17 protein-coding genes are annotated in these 18,165 nt (G+C 63.6%); all 17 read left to right on the top strand.

The genetic code is table 11. The features are described 5' to 3' along the window. The first annotated feature begins 15 nt into the window (after positions 1-15). The 17 genes from A6723_RS17065 to nuoL all read left to right on the top strand — a co-directional run bounded on the left by A6723_RS17065 (position 16) and on the right by nuoL (position 18,158). Complete coding sequence (locus tag A6723_RS17065) at positions 16-1,191, top strand: cupin domain-containing protein (protein WP_037012450.1); 1,176 nt, start codon at positions 16-18, stop codon at positions 1,189-1,191. Next, positions 1,184-1,612, top strand: a complete 429-nt coding sequence (locus A6723_RS17060) for a GNAT family N-acetyltransferase (protein ID WP_054909440.1) — start codon at positions 1,184-1,186, stop codon at positions 1,610-1,612. Before A6723_RS17065 ends, A6723_RS17060 begins: the two co-directional genes overlap by 8 nt. 37 nt (positions 1,613-1,649) lie before the next feature. Further along, positions 1,650-2,276 carry a hypothetical protein gene (locus tag A6723_RS17055; RefSeq protein ID WP_054909441.1) on the top strand — a complete coding sequence of 209 codons (627 nt, stop codon included), beginning with the start codon at positions 1,650-1,652 and terminating at the stop codon, positions 2,274-2,276. After that, a complete protein-coding gene (locus A6723_RS17050; RefSeq protein WP_054909442.1) occupies positions 2,273-3,088 on the top strand; it encodes a secretin N-terminal domain-containing protein in 816 nt (271 codons plus the stop codon). Before A6723_RS17055 ends, A6723_RS17050 begins: the two co-directional genes overlap by 4 nt. A gap of 510 nt (positions 3,089-3,598) precedes the next feature. Next, entirely contained in the window at positions 3,599-5,194 is a 1,596-nt protein-coding gene (locus tag A6723_RS17045; RefSeq protein WP_054909443.1) for an isocitrate lyase, read from the top strand. A gap of 172 nt (positions 5,195-5,366) precedes the next feature. Then, positions 5,367-5,858 (top strand): DUF4442 domain-containing protein, encoded by a 492-nt coding sequence (locus A6723_RS17040; RefSeq protein ID WP_054909444.1) that lies wholly within the window; start codon positions 5,367-5,369, stop codon positions 5,856-5,858. 441 nt (positions 5,859-6,299) lie between these two features. Further along, complete coding sequence (gene ndhC, locus A6723_RS17035) at positions 6,300-6,713, top strand: NADH-quinone oxidoreductase subunit A (RefSeq protein ID WP_015477476.1); 414 nt, start codon at positions 6,300-6,302, stop codon at positions 6,711-6,713. 10 nt (positions 6,714-6,723) lie between these two features. Further along, positions 6,724-7,401 (top strand): NADH-quinone oxidoreductase subunit B family protein, encoded by a 678-nt coding sequence (locus A6723_RS17030; RefSeq protein WP_045214755.1) that lies wholly within the window; start codon positions 6,724-6,726, stop codon positions 7,399-7,401. A gap of 59 nt (positions 7,402-7,460) precedes the next feature. Further along, positions 7,461-9,242 (top strand): NADH-quinone oxidoreductase subunit C/D, encoded by a 1,782-nt coding sequence (nuoC, locus tag A6723_RS17025; RefSeq protein WP_045214752.1) that lies wholly within the window; start codon positions 7,461-7,463, stop codon positions 9,240-9,242. After that, the gene (gene nuoE, locus A6723_RS17020; RefSeq protein WP_169887231.1) at positions 9,239-9,739 is read left to right on the top strand and encodes an NADH-quinone oxidoreductase subunit NuoE; all 501 of its coding nucleotides are present in this window, start codon (positions 9,239-9,241) and stop codon (positions 9,737-9,739) included. Before nuoC ends, nuoE begins: the two co-directional genes overlap by 4 nt. Beyond that, on the top strand, positions 9,736-11,085 hold the full coding sequence (nuoF, locus tag A6723_RS17015; RefSeq protein WP_054909445.1) for an NADH-quinone oxidoreductase subunit NuoF: 1,350 nt from the start codon (positions 9,736-9,738) through the stop codon (positions 11,083-11,085). The genes nuoE and nuoF overlap by 4 nt, the downstream gene beginning before the upstream one ends. A 128-nt stretch (positions 11,086-11,213) precedes the next feature. Next, on the top strand, positions 11,214-13,928 hold the full coding sequence (gene nuoG, locus A6723_RS17010; RefSeq protein ID WP_054909446.1) for an NADH-quinone oxidoreductase subunit NuoG: 2,715 nt from the start codon (positions 11,214-11,216) through the stop codon (positions 13,926-13,928). An 11-nt stretch (positions 13,929-13,939) separates the two neighbouring features. Further along, the gene (nuoH, locus tag A6723_RS17005; protein WP_054909469.1) at positions 13,940-14,929 is read left to right on the top strand and encodes an NADH-quinone oxidoreductase subunit NuoH; all 990 of its coding nucleotides are present in this window, start codon (positions 13,940-13,942) and stop codon (positions 14,927-14,929) included. Positions 14,930-14,940: 11 nt separating this feature from the next. Then, positions 14,941-15,489 (top strand): NADH-quinone oxidoreductase subunit NuoI, encoded by a 549-nt coding sequence (nuoI, locus tag A6723_RS17000; RefSeq protein ID WP_024765123.1) that lies wholly within the window; start codon positions 14,941-14,943, stop codon positions 15,487-15,489. An 11-nt stretch (positions 15,490-15,500) separates the two neighbouring features. After that, positions 15,501-16,001 (top strand): NADH-quinone oxidoreductase subunit J, encoded by a 501-nt coding sequence (nuoJ, locus tag A6723_RS16995; protein ID WP_024765122.1) that lies wholly within the window; start codon positions 15,501-15,503, stop codon positions 15,999-16,001. A 4-nt stretch (positions 16,002-16,005) separates the two neighbouring features. Then, entirely contained in the window at positions 16,006-16,314 is a 309-nt protein-coding gene (gene nuoK, locus A6723_RS16990; protein ID WP_024765121.1) for an NADH-quinone oxidoreductase subunit NuoK, read from the top strand. Next, positions 16,311-18,158 (top strand): NADH-quinone oxidoreductase subunit L, encoded by a 1,848-nt coding sequence (gene nuoL / locus A6723_RS16985; protein ID WP_054909447.1) that lies wholly within the window; start codon positions 16,311-16,313, stop codon positions 18,156-18,158. The genes nuoK and nuoL overlap by 4 nt, the downstream gene beginning before the upstream one ends. Positions 18,159-18,165 lie beyond the last annotated feature (7 nt).

The following is an 18,165-nucleotide window of genomic DNA, read 5'->3' as shown; positions in this document are numbered from 1 at the left end:
TTCAAGGACTTAGACATGAATCCTGCTATTCCTCTTCAGCTTTTGGGCGGCATCAGCGCCGAAGAATTCCTCCGCGACTACTGGCAGAAGAAGCCCCTGCTGGTGCGCCAGGCCATCCCGGATTTCAAGAGCCCACTCGACCCTGACGAACTGGCCGGCCTCGCCCTGGAAGAGATGATCGAGTCGCGCATCGTCGTCGAGCACGGCGACAGCCCCTGGGAACTGCGCCGCGGCCCGTTCCAGGAAGACACCTTCAGCCAGATGCCCGAGCGCGACTGGACCCTGCTGGTGCAGGCTGTCGACCAGTTCATCCCGGAAGTCGCGGAGCTGCTGGAACACTTCAAGTTCCTGCCCAGCTGGCGTATCGACGACGTGATGATCAGCTATGCCGCACCGGGCGGCGGAGTTGGCCCGCACTTCGACAACTACGACGTGTTCCTGCTGCAGGGCCACGGCCACCGTCGCTGGAAAGTTGGCCAGACCTGCGACGCCAGCAGCCCGATGCTGCCGCACGCCGACCTGCGCATCCTCGCCGAATTCGAAGAGAGCGCCGAGTGGGTCCTGGAGCCCGGCGACATGCTCTACCTGCCGCCGCGCATAGCCCACTACGGCATCGCAGAAGACGACTGCATGACCTATTCGGTCGGCTTCCGCGCCCCCAGCGCCGCCGAAGTGCTGACCCACTTCACCGACTTCCTCGCCCAGTTCCTTTCCGACGAAGAGCGTTACAGCGACGCCGGCATGGCCGCGATGAAAGGTGATTTCGACCAGCACCAGATCCAGCGCGACGCCCTCGACCGCCTGAAGAACCTGCTGCAGGAACACATGAGCGACGAGCGCCTGCTGCTCACCTGGTTCGGCCAGTTCATGACCGAGCCACGCTACCCGGAACTGGTGGCCGGCGAGGAGATCGAGGAAGCCGACCTGACCGCCGCCATCGAAGACGGCGAGGTCCTGATTCGCAACCCCAGCGCCCGCATGGCCTGGAGCGAAGTGGACGTCGGCCTGCTGCTATTCGCCAGCGGCCAGACCGTGGTGCTGCCGGAAAAACTGCGCGACCTGCTCAAGCTGGTGTGCTCGGCGGAATCGCTGCACGAAGGGAATCTCGGCCAATGGCTGGCCGACGACGATGGGCGTAAGCTCATCGGAGAACTGATCAAACAGGGCAGTCTGGAGTTTGCCGATGAGTAGCAAGATCAGGGTTCGCGTCGCGGACTGGCAGAAGGATAATGCCGACCTGCGGCGCATTCGCGAGGCGGTGTTCATCGCCGAGCAATCGGTTCCGCCGGAACTCGAATGGGACGCCGAGGATGTCGAAGCCGTGCACTTCCTGGCCTTCGAAGGCGACTACGCCATCGGTACCGCCCGACTCCTGCCGGACGGGCATATCGGCCGGGTATCGGTGCTCAAGGACTGGCGCGGCCTGAAGGTGGGCGACCTGCTGATGCGCGCCGCCATCGAGCAGGCCGAAAGCCAGGGGCTGAAACGCCAGCTGCTGACGGCACAGGTCTACGCCATTCCTTTCTACGAACGGCTAGGCTTCCAGGTAGCCAGCGGTGAATTCCTCGACGCCGGCCTCCCCCACGTGGACATGGTGCGCGAAAGCGCCTGAGCACTTGCCAGGCAAGTGCCTGATAGAAAGGAGCGACATGGAAAACGCCCCGGACCAAGACGACCTCCCGGTAGAACTGCCGGACATCGAGTTTCAGTCACCGGGGCGTTTTGCCGTCCACAACCCGCCCAGCGAAGCGCTGCCGCCCATCACCCTGGAGCCGGCGCCCTTTCGCCTCAGCGAAGGCGATCAGCTGCACCGCTTCAGCAAGCCGGACGACGCCCGCGCACACGCCCTGGCGCTGATCCAGCAGGCACGCCGCACGCTTTATCTCTATACGCCCGACCTGGAGCCCTGGCTGTACCATCACAGCAGCATCCAGGAGGCCTGCACGCAACTACTGCTGGGCAATCCGCGCAACCGCCTGATGATCCTGGTGCGCGACAGTACGCGCGCCGTGAAGGAAGGCCATCGCCTGCTCAACCTCAGCCGACGCCTGTCCAGCTACTGCCAGATCCGCCGGATCAATCCTGATTACCCGAGCGAGGAGCACGCCTTCCTGCTCGCCGACAATTGCGGCCTGCTGCTGCGCCCGGAGCCAGGCGAGTACGCGGGCTACGCGCACTACAACAACAGCGGGCGCGTCCGCCAATTGATCGCGCAATTCGAACAGACCTGGAACACCAGCGTCCTCGACCCGAACCTGCGGAGTTTCCTGATTTGAGCCTACGCCCACTTGCCCTGGTGCTTGCCTGCGCCTTCAGCCTCAGCGCTGTAGCGGCGCCGCGCACCGAGATCCTCCCGCTCAACTACCGCACCGCCGAAGATGTGCTGCCGGTGGCACAGCAGGTACTAGGCAACGAAGGCCGAGTCACCGCCTACGGCAACCAACTGGTCGTGAATGCCGAACTGGCAAAGATCCGCGAACTGCAGCAGGTGCTCGAACAACTGGATACCCGCCCACACCAACTACTGATCAGCCTCGACACCGTCGACGGTAGCCAGGGCAGCCAGAGCGGCTACTCGGTGAATGGATCGGTCAGCGCCGGCAATGTGGAGATCCAGTCCGGCCGCGGCGAAGTGAACGGCCGAGACCAGGTGCGCATCATCAACCGCTCCACCAGCAGCCGCGGCGGCGGCACCCAGCAGGTGCGCGTCACCGAGGGCTCGCCCGCCTTCATCCAGGTCGGCCAGAGCCAGCCGGTGACCAACGCTGGTGTAGGTCCCTACGGCCAGGTCTACAGCCAGACCGAGTACCGCGACGCCAACCAGGGCATGTACGTGACCGCGAGCCTCTCGGGGAACCTCGTGCACATTACCCTGAGCACCCGCAACGACCGCTTCAACGGCAACTACCAGGGATCGATGAACACCAGCTCGGCCGACACCCAGGTCAGCGGTCCGATTGGCCAGTGGATCGAAATCGGCGGCGTCAGCGAAAGCAACCAGAGCACCCAGGGCGGCTACACCCGCCAGTACAGCACCCAGGGGCGCAGCGACAGCAGTCTGCGGGTGAAGGTCGAAGTGCTCGACTAATCCTTCCGTAGGTGACCTGCCAGTCCTCGTTAGACCTTCGTGTAGTAGTCCAAAAAAAACACTACAAAACGTTTGACGAACGCTCGTTTGAAAGTGCATGATGGCCTCGCTCCCGCTAACCAGAGGGCCTCAAAGCCCTCCGGATCGTGCCAACGGCCTACCCGTCGCGCCGGTTCGTGTTGTTAAGCCCACAAGGCGGATCGACGAGGTTGCGACTGGCAAGAGGTTGTCCTGAGGGACGGGGAAGCAAGCCTAAGCAACAGCACGAAGTGACGGATTCAGCCGTCCACCATTGCCCAACGGCTGCCACGAGCCGGCAAGCGATTCTGGATGTCACCGCTGCAGTCACGAGTCTGTACGCCGCGCCACCCCACTCCTCCAGCGTCATTCCTTCTTTCGGTCGCCCCTTCGCCCTCCCGCGGCGAGCAACCCGCAGCCAATTCCGTTTCGATACAGGTTTTGAGTGGGTAAGTCGGTGCTCAACCAAACACATACTTTGAAGGATTGACCATGTCCGCATATCAAAACGACATCAAAGCCGTTGCCGCTCTGAAAGAGAAAACCGGTAACAGCTGGAGCGCTATCAACCCCGAGTCGGTTGCCCGTATGCGCGCTCAGAACCGCTTCAAGACTGGTCTGGACATCGCCAAGTACACTGCGGCCATCATGCGCAAGGACATGGCCGAGTATGACGCCGACACCTCCGTCTACACCCAGTCCCTGGGTTGCTGGCACGGCTTCATCGGTCAGCAGAAGCTGATCTCGATCAAGAAGCACCTGAAGACCACCAACAAGCGCTACCTCTACCTGTCCGGCTGGATGGTTGCCGCGCTGCGTTCCGACTTCGGCCCGCTGCCCGACCAGTCCATGCACGAAAAAACCGCCGTCTCCGGCCTGATCGAAGAGCTCTACACCTTCCTGCGCCAGGCTGACGCCCGCGAACTGGACCTGCTCTTCACCGCCCTGGACAGCGCCCGCGCCGCCGGCGACAAAGCCAAGCAGGACGAAATCCAGGCTCAGATCGATGGCTACGAAACCCACGTAGTACCGATCATCGCCGACATCGACGCCGGCTTCGGCAACCCGGAAGCCACCTACCTGCTGGCCAAGAAAATGATCGAAGCCGGTGCCTGCTGCATCCAGATCGAGAACCAGGTTTCCGACGAGAAGCAGTGCGGCCACCAGGACGGCAAAGTGACCGTTCCGCACGAAGACTTCCTCGCCAAGATCAACGCTGTTCGCTACGCGTTCCTCGAGCTGGGCGTTGACGACGGCGTGATCGTTGCCCGTACCGACTCCCTGGGCGCCGGCCTGACCAAGCAGATCGCCGTGACCAAAGAGCCGGGCGACCTGGGCGACCAGTACAACTCCTTCCTGGATTGCGAAGAAGTTTCCGCTGCCGAACTGCAGAACGGCGACGTAGTGATCAACCGCGGCGGCAAACTGCTGCGTCCGAAGCGCCTGGCTTCCAACCTGTTCCAGTTCCGCAAGGGCACCGGCGAAGACCGTTGCGTCCTCGACTGCATCACCTCGCTGCAGAACGGCGCTGATCTGCTGTGGATCGAAACCGAGAAGCCGCACGTTGGCCAGATCAAGGGCATGGTTGACCGCATCCGCCAAGTCATCCCGAACGCCAAGCTGGTGTACAACAACAGCCCGTCGTTCAACTGGACCCTGAACTTCCGCCAGCAGGTCTTCGACGCGTTCGTTGCCGAAGGCAAGGACGTTTCCGCCTACGACCGCGCCAAGCTGATGAGCGTCGAGTACGACGAGACCGAACTGGCCCAGGTTGCTGACGAGAAGATCCGTACCTTCCAGCGCGATGGTTCCGCCCACGCCGGCATCTTCCACCACTTGATTACCCTGCCGACCTACCACACCGCCGCCCTGTCGACCGACAACCTGGCCAAAGGCTACTTCGCCGACCAGGGCATGCTGGCCTACGTGAAAGGCGTTCAGCGTCAGGAACTGCGTCAGGGTATCGCCTGCGTCAAGCACCAGAACATGGCTGGCTCGGACATCGGCGACAACCACAAAGAGTACTTCGCTGGCGAAGCCGCTCTGAAAGCCTCGGGTAAAGACAACACCATGAACCAGTTCCACTAAGAACTGGCTCACCGGCCCTTCGGGGCCGGGAGGCACCGCAAAACCCCGGCACTCGCCGGGGTTTTGCTTTTTGTGCTTGGCCGAACCGCCAGCCGCCCGCTCCCCGCCCGCCAAGGGCAGATCAGCATTCACGTGCCAGCCTCGGGCCTCCTCCATATGAATGGAAACGCCCATGCCCCAGCGCAACCGCCTCGCCCTCGCCGCCCATCTCATCCAGCGCCTGCCGCGCCGTCTTCACGAGTCGCTGCTCAGCCGCCTGTTCTGCTCCCAGGTACGCTTTGCCGGCACCGCGGGCATACGCATCCAGAAGCTCTCCAGCGATGAAGTACGGATGAGCCTGGCCAACCACCGCCGAGCCCGCAACCACATCGGCGGCGTACATGCCGCCGCCATGGCGCTACTGGCCGAATCCGCCAGCGGCTGCCTGGTCGGCATGAATCTGCCCGATCACAAGCTGCCACTGATCAAGACCCTCAGGGTGGATTACCTGCGCCGGGCCCGCGGCAGCCTGCGCGCTATCGCCACACTGGCGCCTGAGCAGCGCCGTGCGATGCTGGAGCAAGACAAGGGGGAAGCGATGATCCAGGTGACGCTCCTGGACGACTCCGGCGCAGAGCCGGTGCGCTGCGAGATGCACTGGGCGTGGATTCGGAAGGGAAATTGAACCACCCCGAACGAGGGGCGCCAAAGGGAACTGCCAGGGGATAATTGAATGCCGAGAATTGAGCGAAATAAAAGCGCCGCCGCTTATATGTAGTAAAGTTACGGATATACGACACTGCAAATGATAATACTTATCATTTATCGATTGGCAATTTATTGCGGCCAAATACCTCGAAAGTACTATTCGACCAAAGCCCAAGTGCCGCCACACTAAGCGCCCAGAGCCGCGCAAACAGGGCGCTACGGGAAATGCAAAAGGCTTTTGCCCGAATTAGAAGCATCTGTTTGTGTTGGAAAAATTTACTTGCTGAAGGCTTTGGGCATAAAATTGGAAAGATGACCTGAACCCTTAGCTCACTATCCTTGAGTTGTCGGGTTCGCAGTAGTCAGGCGTTGCGCCTGGAACCCAAGACAATCGTTATTTGTAGGAAGGAGTATCGGCATGCCCAATCCAGCTGAACTTGCAGCTCAACACTGGGGACTCGCCGCCTTCCTTTTAGGAGTGCTGGGCCTGCTCGGCTTCATGCTAGGGGTTTCCAGCCTGCTTGGCAGTAAGGCATTTGGTCGCAGCAAGAACGAACCGTTCGAATCCGGGATCGTTCCTACCGGCAGCGCACGCCTGCGTCTGTCGGCAAAATTCTATCTGGTCGCGATGCTCTTCGTGATCTTCGACGTCGAAGCCCTCTTCCTTTTCGCCTGGTCAGTGTCCGTCCGTGAAAGCGGCTGGGCCGGTCTGATCGAGGCAACCATTTTCATAGCAATTCTGTTGGCAGGTCTTGTCTACCTGTGGCGTATCGGCGCGCTCGATTGGGCGCCGGCGGCACGTCGCGCACGGCAGGCGAAGCTAAAACAATGAGGCTTTGGCGATGCAATACAAACTTACCCGGATCGATCCGGATGCGCCCAATGATCAGTACCCGATCGGCGAACGCGAAACGGTAGAAGACCCGCTCATCGAAGGGCAGGTCCACAAGAACATCTTCATGGGCAAGCTCGAGGATGTTCTCAACGGTGCGGTGAACTGGGGTCGCAAGAACTCCCTGTGGCCGTACAACTTCGGGCTGTCCTGCTGCTACGTGGAGATGACCACGGCGTTCACCGCGCCGCACGACATCGCCCGTTTCGGCGCCGAAGTGATCCGTGCATCGCCGCGCCAGGCTGACTTCATGGTCATCGCCGGCACCTGCTTCATCAAGATGGCTCCGGTCATCCAGCGCCTGTACGAACAGATGCTGGAACCCAAGTGGGTTATCTCGATGGGGTCGTGCGCCAACTCCGGCGGCATGTACGACATCTACTCGGTCGTTCAGGGGGTCGACAAGTTCCTCCCCGTGGACGTGTACATCCCCGGCTGCCCGCCCCGTCCGGAGGCGTTCCTGCAAGGCCTGATGCTGCTGCAGGAATCCATCGGCCAGGAGCGTCGTCCGTTGTCCTGGGTTGTAGGCGATCAAGGCGTCTATCGCGCCGACATGCCTGCCCAGAAGGATCTCAAGCGCGAACAGCGCATTGCGGTCACCAACCTGCGCAGCCCCGACGAAGTGTGATCCGGCCCTCCACGAGAGGCCCGTTTTCACTCCACCGTTGACCGAGTGACTTAAAGACTATGAATGCAGACTCCGCTCTGTACATCCCGCCTTACAAGGCAGACGACCAAGATATCGTCGTCGAACTGAATTCCCGCTTTGGCGCCGAGACCTTCACCGTCCAGGCCACCCGCACCGGCATGCCGGTGCTCTGGGTCGCCCGTGAGCGCCTGATCGACGTCCTCACCTTCCTGCGCAATGTGCCCAAGCCGTACGTCATGCTCTATGACCTGCACGGCGTGGACGAGCGCCTGCGCACCCATCGTCGCGGCCTGCCGGGCGCCGATTTCAGTGTGTTCTACCACCTGATGTCGCTCGAGCGTAACAGTGACGTGATGATCAAGGTGGCCCTCTCCGAAGGCGACCTGAACGTACCGACCGCCACCCGTATCTGGCCGAACGCCAACTGGTACGAGCGTGAGGTCTGGGACATGTATGGGATCACCTTCAATGGTCACCCGCACCTGACCCGCATGCTGATGCCGCCGACCTGGGAAGGTCACCCGCTGCGCAAGGACTACCCGGCGCGCGCCACCGAGTTCGATCCCTACGCGCTGTCCGCCGCCAAGCAGGACCTCGAGCAGGAAGCCCTGCGCTTCAAGCCCGAAGACTGGGGCATGAAGCGCCACGGCGAGAACGAGGACTTCATGTTCCTCAACCTCGGCCCGAACCACCCGTCCGCCCACGGTGCGTTCCGCATCATCCTGCAGCTGGACGGTGAAGAGATCCTCGATTGCGTTCCGGAGATCGGCTACCACCACCGTGGCGCCGAGAAGATGGCCGAGCGTCAGTCCTGGCACAGCTTCATTCCGTACACCGACCGTATCGACTACCTCGGCGGCGTGATGAACAACCTGCCGTACGTGCTCTCGGTCGAGAAGCTCGCCGGCATCAAAGTGCCGCAGCGCGTCGACGTCATCCGCATCATGATGTCGGAGTTCTTCCGCATCCTGAACCACCTCCTCTACCTGGGTACCTACATCCAGGACGTGGGTGCGATGACCCCGGTGTTCTTCACCTTCACCGACCGCCAGCGCGCCTACAAGGTCGTCGAAGCCATCACCGGCTTCCGCCTGCACCCGGCCTGGTACCGCATCGGCGGCGTCGCCCACGACCTGCCGCGTGGCTGGGACAAGCTGGTCCGCGAATTCCTCGACTGGATGCCCAAGCGTCTGGACGAGTACGAAACCGCTGCCCTGAAGAACAGTATCCTGCGTGGCCGTACCATCGGCGTTGCCCAGTACAACACCAAGGAAGCGCTGGAATGGGGCACCACCGGTGCCGGCCTGCGCGCCACCGGCTGTGATTTCGACCTGCGTAAAGCCCGCCCCTACTCCGGCTACGAGAACTTCGAGTTCGAAGTGCCGCTGGCGGCCAACGGCGACGCCTACGACCGCTGCATGGTCAAGATGGGTGAGATGCGCCAGAGCCTGCGCATCATCGAGCAGTGCCTGAAGAACATGCCCGAAGGCCCGTACAAGGCGGATCACCCGCTGACCACGCCGCCGCCCAAAGAGCGCACGCTGCAGCACATCGAAACCCTGATCACCCACTTCCTGCAGGTTTCCTGGGGCCCGGTCATGCCGGCCAACGAAGCCTTCCAGATGGTGGAAGCGACCAAGGGCATCAACAGCTACTACCTGACGAGCGATGGCAGCACCATGAGCTACCGGACCCGTATCCGGACGCCCAGCTTCCCGCACCTGCAGCAGATTCCGTCGGTGATCAACGGCAGCATGATTGCTGACCTGATCGCCTATCTGGGCAGTATCGACTTCGTTATGGCCGACGTGGACCGCTGATCATGAGTACCCTTATCCAGACTGATCGTTTCGAACTCAGCGAAACCGAGCGCTCGGCCATCGAGCACGAAATGCATCACTACGAGGACTCCCGCGCGGCGTCCATCGAAGCCCTGAAGATCGTCCAGAAGCAGCGCGGCTGGGTGCCGGACGGCGCCATCCCGGCGATCGCCGACATCCTCGGCATCCCCGACAGCGATGTCGAAGGCGTGGCTACCTTCTATAGCCAGATCTTCCGCCAGCCGGTCGGCCGCCACATCATCCGCGTCTGCGACAGCATGGTCTGCTACATCGGCGGCCACGAGTCCGTGGTCGGCGAGATCCAGAAGCAACTGGGCATCGGCCTCGGCCAGACCACCGCCGACGGCCGCTTCACCCTGCTGCCAGTGTGCTGCCTGGGCAACTGCGACAAGGCCCCGGCGATGATGATCGACGACGACACCTTCGGCGACCTGCGTCCCGACGGCGTCGCCAAACTGCTGGAGGCCTACGCATGAGTCGCCTCACCTCCTACGGCACGCCCAACCGCACCGCGCGCGCGGCCGAAACCCATCCGCTGACCTGGCGCCTGCGTGACGACGGCGCACCGGTCTGGCTGGAGGAGTACCAGTCGAAGAACGGCTACGCTGCCGCGCGCAAGGCGCTGGCGCAGATGGCCACCGACGACATCGTCCAGACCGTCAAGGATTCCGGCCTCAAGGGCCGCGGCGGTGCGGGCTTCCCCACCGGCGTGAAGTGGGGCCTGATGCCCAAGGACGAATCCCTCAACATCCGCTACCTGCTGTGCAACGCGGACGAGATGGAGCCCAACACCTGGAAGGACCGCATGCTCATGGAGCAGCTGCCGCACCTGCTGGTGGAAGGCATGCTGATCTCCGCGCGTGCCCTCAAGGCGTACCGGGGCTACATCTTCCTGCGCGGCGAGTATGTCGACGCCGCCCGCAACCTGAACCGCGCCATCGAGGAAGCCAAGGCCGCCGGCCTGCTGGGCAAGAACATCCTCGGCAGCGGCTTCGATTTCGAGCTGTTCGTCCACACCGGCGCCGGCCGCTACATCTGTGGCGAAGAGACCGCGCTGATCAACTCGCTGGAAGGCCGCCGTGCCAACCCGCGCTCCAAGCCGCCCTTCCCCGCCGCTGTTGGCGTCTGGGGCAAGCCGACCTGCGTGAACAACGTCGAGACCCTGTGCAACGTGCCGGCGATCGTCGAGCACGGCGTCGACTGGTACAAGAGCCTGGCCCGTCCGGGCAGCGAAGACATGGGCACCAAGCTCATGGGCTTCTCCGGCAAGGTGAAGAACCCCGGTATCTGGGAACTGCCCTTCGGCCTCCCGGCCCGCGAGCTGTTCGAGGACTACGCTGGCGGCATGCGCGACGGTTACAAGCTCAAAGCCTGGCAGCCGGGCGGCGCCGGTACCGGCTTCCTGCTGCCGGAACACCTGGACGCCCTGTTCTACGCCGGCGGCGTCGCCAAGGTCGGCACCCGTATGGGTACTGGCCTGGCCATGGCGGTGGACGACAGCGTCAACATGGTTTCCCTGCTGCGCAACATGGAAGAGTTCTTCGCCCGCGAATCGTGCGGCTGGTGCACTCCGTGCCGCGACGGCCTGCCGTGGAGCGTGAAAGTTCTACGCGCGCTGGAGAAAGGCGAAGGCGCCCAGGGCGACCTGGAAACCCTCGAGCAGCTCGTCAACTTCCTCGGCCCAGGCAAGACCTTCTGTGCCCACGCACCGGGTGCCGTCGAGCCGCTGGGCAGCGCACTGAAGTATTTCCGTCCGGAGTTCGAAGCGGGCATTTCCCGCCAGGCTCAGGCCGTACAAGCACCGCAGACTGTCGGCGCTTGATGCTTTGATCGCCGGGCGCTGCGCCCGGCGTTGTTTCGTTGCAGTGCCGCGGCGTGCCGCTGGCCCGATGAAACCGTGATTTCTATTAGCCACGCCCGCTGACAACGGGCCAACGAAGACTTAGACCCATGGCCACGATCCACGTAGACGGCAAGACGTTAGAAGTCGACGGAGCGGACAACCTGTTGCAGGCCTGCCTCTCCCTCGGTCTCGACATCCCCTACTTCTGCTGGCACCCGGCGCTCGGAAGCGTCGGCGCATGCCGCCAGTGCGCGGTCAAGCAGTACACCGACGAGAACGACAAACGCGGTCGTCTCGTCATGTCCTGCATGACTCCCGCCACCGACAACACCTGGATTTCCATCGAGGACGAAGAGGCCAAGCAGTTCCGCGCCAGCGTCGTCGAATGGCTGATGACCAACCACCCGCACGACTGCCCGGTCTGCGAGGAAGGCGGTCACTGCCACCTGCAGGACATGACGGTGATGACCGGCCACAACCAGCGCCGGTACCGCTTCACCAAGCGCACCCACCAGAACCAGGAGCTCGGCCCGTTCATCGCCCACGAGATGAACCGCTGCATCGCCTGCTACCGCTGCGTCCGTTACTACAAGGACTACGCCGGCGGCACCGACCTGGGCGTCTACGGCGCGCACGACAACGTCTACTTCGGCCGGATCGAGGACGGTGTGCTGGAGAGCGAATTCTCCGGCAACCTGACCGAGGTCTGCCCGACCGGCGTGTTCACCGACAAGACCCACTCCGAGCGCTACAACCGCAAGTGGGACATGCAGTTCGCCCCGAGCATCTGCCATGGCTGCTCCAGCGGCTGCAACATCAGCCCCGGCGAGCGCTACGGTGAAATCCGCCGCATCGAGAACCGCTACAACGGCTCGGTGAACCACTACTTCCTGTGCGACCGCGGCCGTTTCGGCTACGGCTACGTCAACCGCGAAGACCGCCCGCGTCAGCCGCAGCTGGTGCTGAGCAAGCAGAAGCTCTCGCTGGACGGCGCCCTCGACCAGACCGCCGCCCTGCTCAAGGGTCGCAAGGTCATCGGTATCGGTTCGCCGCGTGCCAGCCTGGAAAGCAACTACGCCCTGGCCGAGCTGGTCGGCGCGCAGAACTATTACAGCGGCATCTCCGCCGATGAGCTGCAACGCCTGCAACTGGTGCTGAAGGTCATGCAGGACGGCCCGCTGCCGGTGCCGACCATCCGTGACATCGAAGACCACGACGCGGTATTCGTGCTCGGCGAAGACCTGACCCAGACCGCTGCCCGTATCGCCCTGGCCCTGCGCCAGTCGGTGAAAGGCAAGGGCGAGGACATGGCCGCCGCGATGAAGATCCAGCCGTGGCTCGACGCCGCGGTGAAGACCATCGCCCAGCACGAGATGAACCCGCTGTTCATCGCCAGCCTGGATGAAACCCGCCTGGACGACGTCGCCGCCGAGTGCGTGCACGCTGCTACCGAAGACCTGGCTCGCCTGGGCTTTGCCGTGGCCCACGCCATCGATCCGAGCGCCCCGGCCGTGGCCGGCCTCGATGCCGAAGCCGCCGCCCTGGCCCAGCGCATCGCCGATGCACTGGTTGCCGCCAAGCGTCCGCTGGTCATCTCCGGCACCTCGCTGGGCAGCAACGCCCTGATCGAGGCCGCCGCGAACATCGCCAGCGCGCTGAAGAACCGCGAGAAGAACGGCTCCCTGAGCCTGGTCGTGCCGGAAGCCAACAGCCTGGGCCTGGCCCTCTTCGGTGGTGAATCCGTCGAAGCCGCCCTCGAGCAGCTGACCTCTGGCGCCGCCGATGCCGTGGTGATCCTGGAGAACGACCTGTACCGCCGCGCCGACGCCGCTGTTGTCGACGCCGCCCTGGCCGCCGCCAAGATCGTCGTGGTTGCCGACCACCAGCAGACTGCCACCAGCGCCAAGGCCACCGTCCTGCTGCCGGCCGCCAGCTTCGCCGAAGGCGATGGCACCCTGGTCAGCCAGGAAGGCCGCGCCCAGCGCTTCTTCCAGGTCTACGATCCGACCTACTACAACGCCGACAACCTGGTCCGCGAAGGCTGGCGCTGGCTGCACGCCCTGCACAGCACTCTCGAAGGCAAGCGCGTCGACTGGACCCAGCTGGACCACGTGATCGACGCCGTCGTCGCCGCCAAGCCGCAACTGGCCGGCATCCGCGAAGCCGCGCCGAATGCCGCGTTCCGCATCAAGGGCCTGAAGCTGGCGCGCGAGCCGCACCGCTACTCCGGCCGTACCGCCATGCGCGCCAACATCAATGTCAGCGAGCCGCGTCAGCCGCAGGACATCGACTCCGCCTTCGCCTTCTCCATGGAAGGCTACTCCGGCAGCGCCGAACCGCGTCAGCAGATTCCGTTTGCCTGGTCCCCGGGCTGGAACTCCCCGCAGGCCTGGAACAAGTTCCAGGACGAAGTCGGCGGCCACCTGCGCGCCGGCGATCCGGGCGTACGCCTGATCGAAGCCAAGGGCGAAGCCCTGTGGTTCAGCGAGATTCCTGCGCCGTTCCACACCGCCGCCAGCCAGTTCAAGGTGGTGCCCTTCTATCACCTGTTCGGCAGCGAGGAGAATTCCGCCAAGGCCGCCCCGGTGCAGGAGCGCATCCCGCAGACCTACGTCACCCTGGCCAAGTCCGAGGCTGACCGTCTGGGCGTCAACGAAGGCGCGATCATCCGCCTGACCGTCAAGGGCCAGGAACTGCGCCTGCCGCTGCGCGTGAGCGAAGAGCTCGGCGCCGGTCTGGTCGCCCTGCCAGTCGGTCTGCAAGGCATTCCCGCCGGTGTCATCGGCGCTGTCGCTGATGGTCTGCAGGAGGCTGCGCAATGAGCTTGATGAGCATGAGCTGGCTGACACCCGCCATCGTCGACATCCTGATCGAGGTCATCAAGGCCATCGTCATCCTGCTCGCCGTGGTCGTCTGCGGCGCGCTGCTCAGCTGGGTCGAGCGTCGTCTGCTCGGCCTCTGGCAGGACCGCTACGGTCCGAACCGGGTCGGCCCCTTCGGTGCCTTCCAGCTCGGCGCCGACATGCTGAAGATGTTCTTCAAGGAAGACTGGACCCCGCCGTTCGCCGACAAGATGATCTTCACCCTCGCCCCCATGATCGCCATGGGCGCGCTGCTGGTCGCCTTCGTCGTCATCCCGATCACCCCGACCTGGGGTGTGGCGGACCTGAACATCGGCATCCTGTTCTTCTTCGCCATGGCTGGCCTGACCGTGTACGCGGTGCTGTTCGCCGGCTGGTCGAGCAACAACAAGTTCGCCCTGCTCGGCAGCCTGCGCGCCTCGGCCCAGACCATCTCCTACGAGGTGTTCCTGGCCCTGTCGCTGATGGGCATCGTGGCCCAGGTCGGCTCGTTCAGCCTGCGCGACATCGTCGATTACCAGGCCGAGCACATGTGGTTCATCATTCCGCAGTTCTTCGGTTTCATGACCTTCTTCGTCGCCGGCGTCGCCGTGACTCACCGTCACCCGTTCGACCAGCCCGAAGCCGAGCAGGAACTGGCAGACGGTTACCACATCGAGTACGCCGGCATGAAGTGGGGCATGTTCTTCGTCGGTGAGTACATCGGCATCGTGCTGGTGTCCGCGCTGCTGGCGACCCTGTTCTTCGGTGGCTGGCACGGGCCCTTCGGCATCCTGCCGCAGATCCCGTTCATCTGGTTCGCCCTGAAAACCGGCTTCTTCATCATGATGTTCATCCTGCTGCGCGCGTCCATTCCGCGCCCGCGCTATGACCAGGTGATGGCCTTCAGCTGGAAGTTCTGCCTCCCGCTGACTCTGATCAACCTGCTGGTGACCGGCGCTGTCGTGCTGGCGACCCAGTAAGGAGCAAGACAATGATCAAATACATTTTCGAAGTCGTGCATGGCACCTACACCCAGCTTCGCAGCCTGGTGATGATCTTCGGCCATGCCTTCCGCAAGCGTGACACCCTGCAATACCCGGAAGAAGCCGTGTACCTGCCGCCGCGCTACCGCGGTCGCATCGTCCTCACCCGCGACCCCGATGGCGAGGAGCGCTGCGTTGCGTGCAACCTCTGCGCCGTGGCCTGCCCGGTCGGCTGCATCTCCCTGCAGAAAGCCGAGACCGACGACGGTCGCTGGTACCCCGAGTTCTTCCGCATCAACTTCTCCCGCTGCATCTTCTGCGGCCTGTGCGAAGAAGCCTGCCCGACCACCGCGATCCAGCTGACGCCGGATTTCGAAATGGGCGAGTTCAAGCGCCAGGACCTGGTCTACGAGAAGGAAGACCTGCTGATCTCCGGCCCCGGCAAGAACCCGGACTACAACTTCTACCGCGTTGCCGGCATGGCCATCGCCGGCAAGCCGAAAGGCGCCGCGCAGAACGAAGCCGAACCGATCAACGTCAAGAGCCTGCTGCCGTAAGGAGACGTCGCGTGGAATTCGCTTTCTACTTCGCCGCCGGCGTCGCCGTGCTGGCAACCTTCCGGGTCATCACCAACAGCAACCCGGTGCATGCCCTGCTCTACCTCGTAATCTCGCTGCTGGCCATTTCGATGACCTTCTTCAGCCTCGGCGCCCCGTTCGCCGGCGCCCTGGAAATCATCGTCTATGCCGGCGCGATCATGGTGCTGTTCGTCTTCGTGGTGATGATGCTCAACCTCGGCCCGGCCATCGCCGAGCAGGAGCGCAAGTGGCTCAAGCCTGGCGTCTGGATCGGCCCGGGCGCGCTGGCCGCAGTCCTGCTGGTCGAGCTGCTGTGGATGCTCTCGCGCACCCCGAGCGGCGCTGGCATCGGTCACACCACCGTGGACGCCAAGGCCGTGGGCATCAGCCTGTTCGGCCCGTACCTGCTGGTCGTCGAACTGGCCTCGATGCTGCTGCTGGCGGCACTGGTCGCCGCCTACCACCTCGGCCGCCACGAAGCGAAGGACTAACACCATGAATACAATTCCTCTCGAACACGGACTGGCGCTCGCCGGTGTGCTGTTCTGCTTCGGCCTGGTGGGCCTGATGGTACGACGCAACATCCTGTTCGTACTGATGAGCCTGGAAGTGATGATGAACGCCGCCGCGCTGGCCTTCGTGGTCGCCGGTAGCCGCTGGGCGCAGCCCGACGGCCAGGTGATGTTCATCCTGGTGCTCAGCCTGGCTGCGGCCGAGGCCAGCATCGGCCTGGCGATCCTGCTCCAGCTGTATCGCCGCTTCCATACCCTCGATATCGACGCTGCCAGCGAGATGCGCGGATGAACCTGCTGCCCCTTACTTTCCTGTTCCCTCTGGTCGGCTTCCTGCTGCTCTCGTTCTCCCGTGGCAAGTGGTCGGAAAATCTCTCGGCTCTGGTCGGTGTCGGCTCCGTGGGGCTCGCCGCCCTCTCCGCCTTCTGGGCGATCTGGAGCTTCCACAGCAACCCGCCCGAAGGTGGCGCCTACAGCCTGGTGCTGTGGCAATGGATGAGCGTTGGTGACTTCAAGACCAACTTCACCCTGTACCTGGACGGCCTGTCGGTCACCATGCTCGGCGTGGTCACCGGCGTCGGCTTCCTGATCCACCTGTTCGCCTCCTGGTACATGCGCGGTGAAACCGGTTACTCGCGTTTCTTCGCGTACACCAACCTGTTCATCGCCAGCATGCTGTTCCTGGTGCTGGGCGATAACCTGCTGTTCATGTACTTCGGCTGGGAAGGCGTGGGCCTCTGCTCCTACCTGCTGATCGGTTTCTATTACAACCACGTACCGAACGGCAACGCGGCACTGAAGGCCTTCATCGTGACCCGCGTGGGTGACGTGTTCTTCGCCATCGGCATGTTCATCCTGTTCCAGCACCTGGGCACGCTGAACATCCAGGAACTGCTGGTCCTGGCTCCGCAGCACTTCGCCAAGGGCGACCTGTGGATCAACCTGGCCACCCTGATGCTGCTCGGCGGCGCCGTCGGCAAGTCCGCCCAGCTGCCGCTGCAGACCTGGCTGGCCGACGCGATGGCCGGCCCGACTCCGGTCTCCGCGCTGATCCACGCCGCCACCATGGTGACCGCGGGCGTCTACCTGATCGCCCGCTGCCACGGCCTGTTCGAGCTGGCTCCGAACGTACTGGAGCTGGTCGGCATCATCGGCGCAGTGACCCTGGTCCTGGCCGGCTTTGCCGCCCTGGTGCAGACCGACATCAAGCGCATCCTCGCCTACTCGACCATGAGCCAGATCGGCTACATGTTCCTGGCCCTGGGCGTCGGCGCCTGGGGTGGCGCGATCTTCCACCTGATGACCCACGCCTTCTTCAAGGCCCTGCTGTTCCTTGCCTCCGGTGCGGTGATCGTTGCCTGCCACCACGAGCAGAACATCTTCAAGATGGGCGGCCTGTGGAAGAAGCTGCCGCTGGCCTATGCGAGCTTCGTGGTCGGTGGTGCGGCGCTATCTGCCCTGCCCTTCCTGACCGCCGGCTTCTACTCCAAGGACGAGATCCTCTGGGAAGCCTTTGCCAGTGGTCACCAGAACCTGCTGATCGCCGGTCTGGTTGGCGCGTTCATGACTTCGCTGTACACCTTCCGCCTGATCTTCATCGCCTTCCACGGCGAAGCGAAGACCGAAGCGCACGCTGGCCATGGCATCAGCCACTGGCTGCCGCTGGGTGTGCTGATCGTGCTCTCCACCTTCATCGGCGCGCTGATCACTCCGCCGCTGGCCGGCGTCCTGCCGGAAAGCGCCGGTCACGCCGGTGGTGAAGCCAAGCACAGCCTGGAAATCGCCTCGGGCGCCATCGCCATCGCCGGTATCCTGCTGGCGGGCCTGCTGTTCCTCGGCAAGCGCCGCTTCGTCAGCGCCGTCGCCCAGAGCGCACCGGGCCGCTTCTTCGGCACCTGGTGGTACCACGCTTGGGGCTTCGACTGGCTGTACGACAAGCTGTTCGTGAAACCCTACCTGCTGATCTGCCGCCTGCTGGCCGCGGACCCGATCGACAAGACCCTGGTCCTGGTCCCGCTCACCGCCCGCGGTGGCAACAAACTCCTCAGCCTCACCGAGAACGGCCGCCTGCGTTGGTACGCCGCTTCCCTGGTGGGTGGCGCCGCGCTGCTCCTCGGCGCGCTGCTGCTGGCTTAATGAATTC

The sequence above is a fragment of the Pseudomonas sp. AU11447 genome (genome assembly GCF_001672555.2).
GTDB lineage: Bacteria > Pseudomonadota > Gammaproteobacteria > Pseudomonadales > Pseudomonadaceae > Pseudomonas > Pseudomonas nitroreducens.
Note: the sequence above shows the minus strand (reverse complement) of the source record. Positions and strands in the feature narration are given on the sequence as shown.

Coding starts and splice junctions, on each gene's coding strand:
- A6723_RS17065 (WP_037012450.1), top strand. CDS start 16: ATGAATCCTGCTATTCCTCTTCAGCTTTTGGGCGGCATCAGCGCCGAA.
- A6723_RS17060 (WP_054909440.1), top strand. CDS start 1,184: ATGAGTAGCAAGATCAGGGTTCGCGTCGCGGACTGGCAGAAGGATAAT.
- A6723_RS17055 (WP_054909441.1), top strand. CDS start 1,650: ATGGAAAACGCCCCGGACCAAGACGACCTCCCGGTAGAACTGCCGGAC.
- A6723_RS17045 (WP_054909443.1), top strand. CDS start 3,599: ATGTCCGCATATCAAAACGACATCAAAGCCGTTGCCGCTCTGAAAGAG.
- A6723_RS17040 (WP_054909444.1), top strand. CDS start 5,367: ATGCCCCAGCGCAACCGCCTCGCCCTCGCCGCCCATCTCATCCAGCGC.
- ndhC (WP_015477476.1), top strand. CDS start 6,300: ATGCCCAATCCAGCTGAACTTGCAGCTCAACACTGGGGACTCGCCGCC.
- A6723_RS17030 (WP_045214755.1), top strand. CDS start 6,724: ATGCAATACAAACTTACCCGGATCGATCCGGATGCGCCCAATGATCAG.
- nuoC (WP_045214752.1), top strand. CDS start 7,461: ATGAATGCAGACTCCGCTCTGTACATCCCGCCTTACAAGGCAGACGAC.
- nuoF (WP_054909445.1), top strand. CDS start 9,736: ATGAGTCGCCTCACCTCCTACGGCACGCCCAACCGCACCGCGCGCGCG.
- nuoG (WP_054909446.1), top strand. CDS start 11,214: ATGGCCACGATCCACGTAGACGGCAAGACGTTAGAAGTCGACGGAGCG.
- nuoH (WP_054909469.1), top strand. CDS start 13,940: ATGAGCTGGCTGACACCCGCCATCGTCGACATCCTGATCGAGGTCATC.
- nuoI (WP_024765123.1), top strand. CDS start 14,941: ATGATCAAATACATTTTCGAAGTCGTGCATGGCACCTACACCCAGCTT.
- nuoK (WP_024765121.1), top strand. CDS start 16,006: ATGAATACAATTCCTCTCGAACACGGACTGGCGCTCGCCGGTGTGCTG.
- nuoL (WP_054909447.1), top strand. CDS start 16,311: ATGAACCTGCTGCCCCTTACTTTCCTGTTCCCTCTGGTCGGCTTCCTG.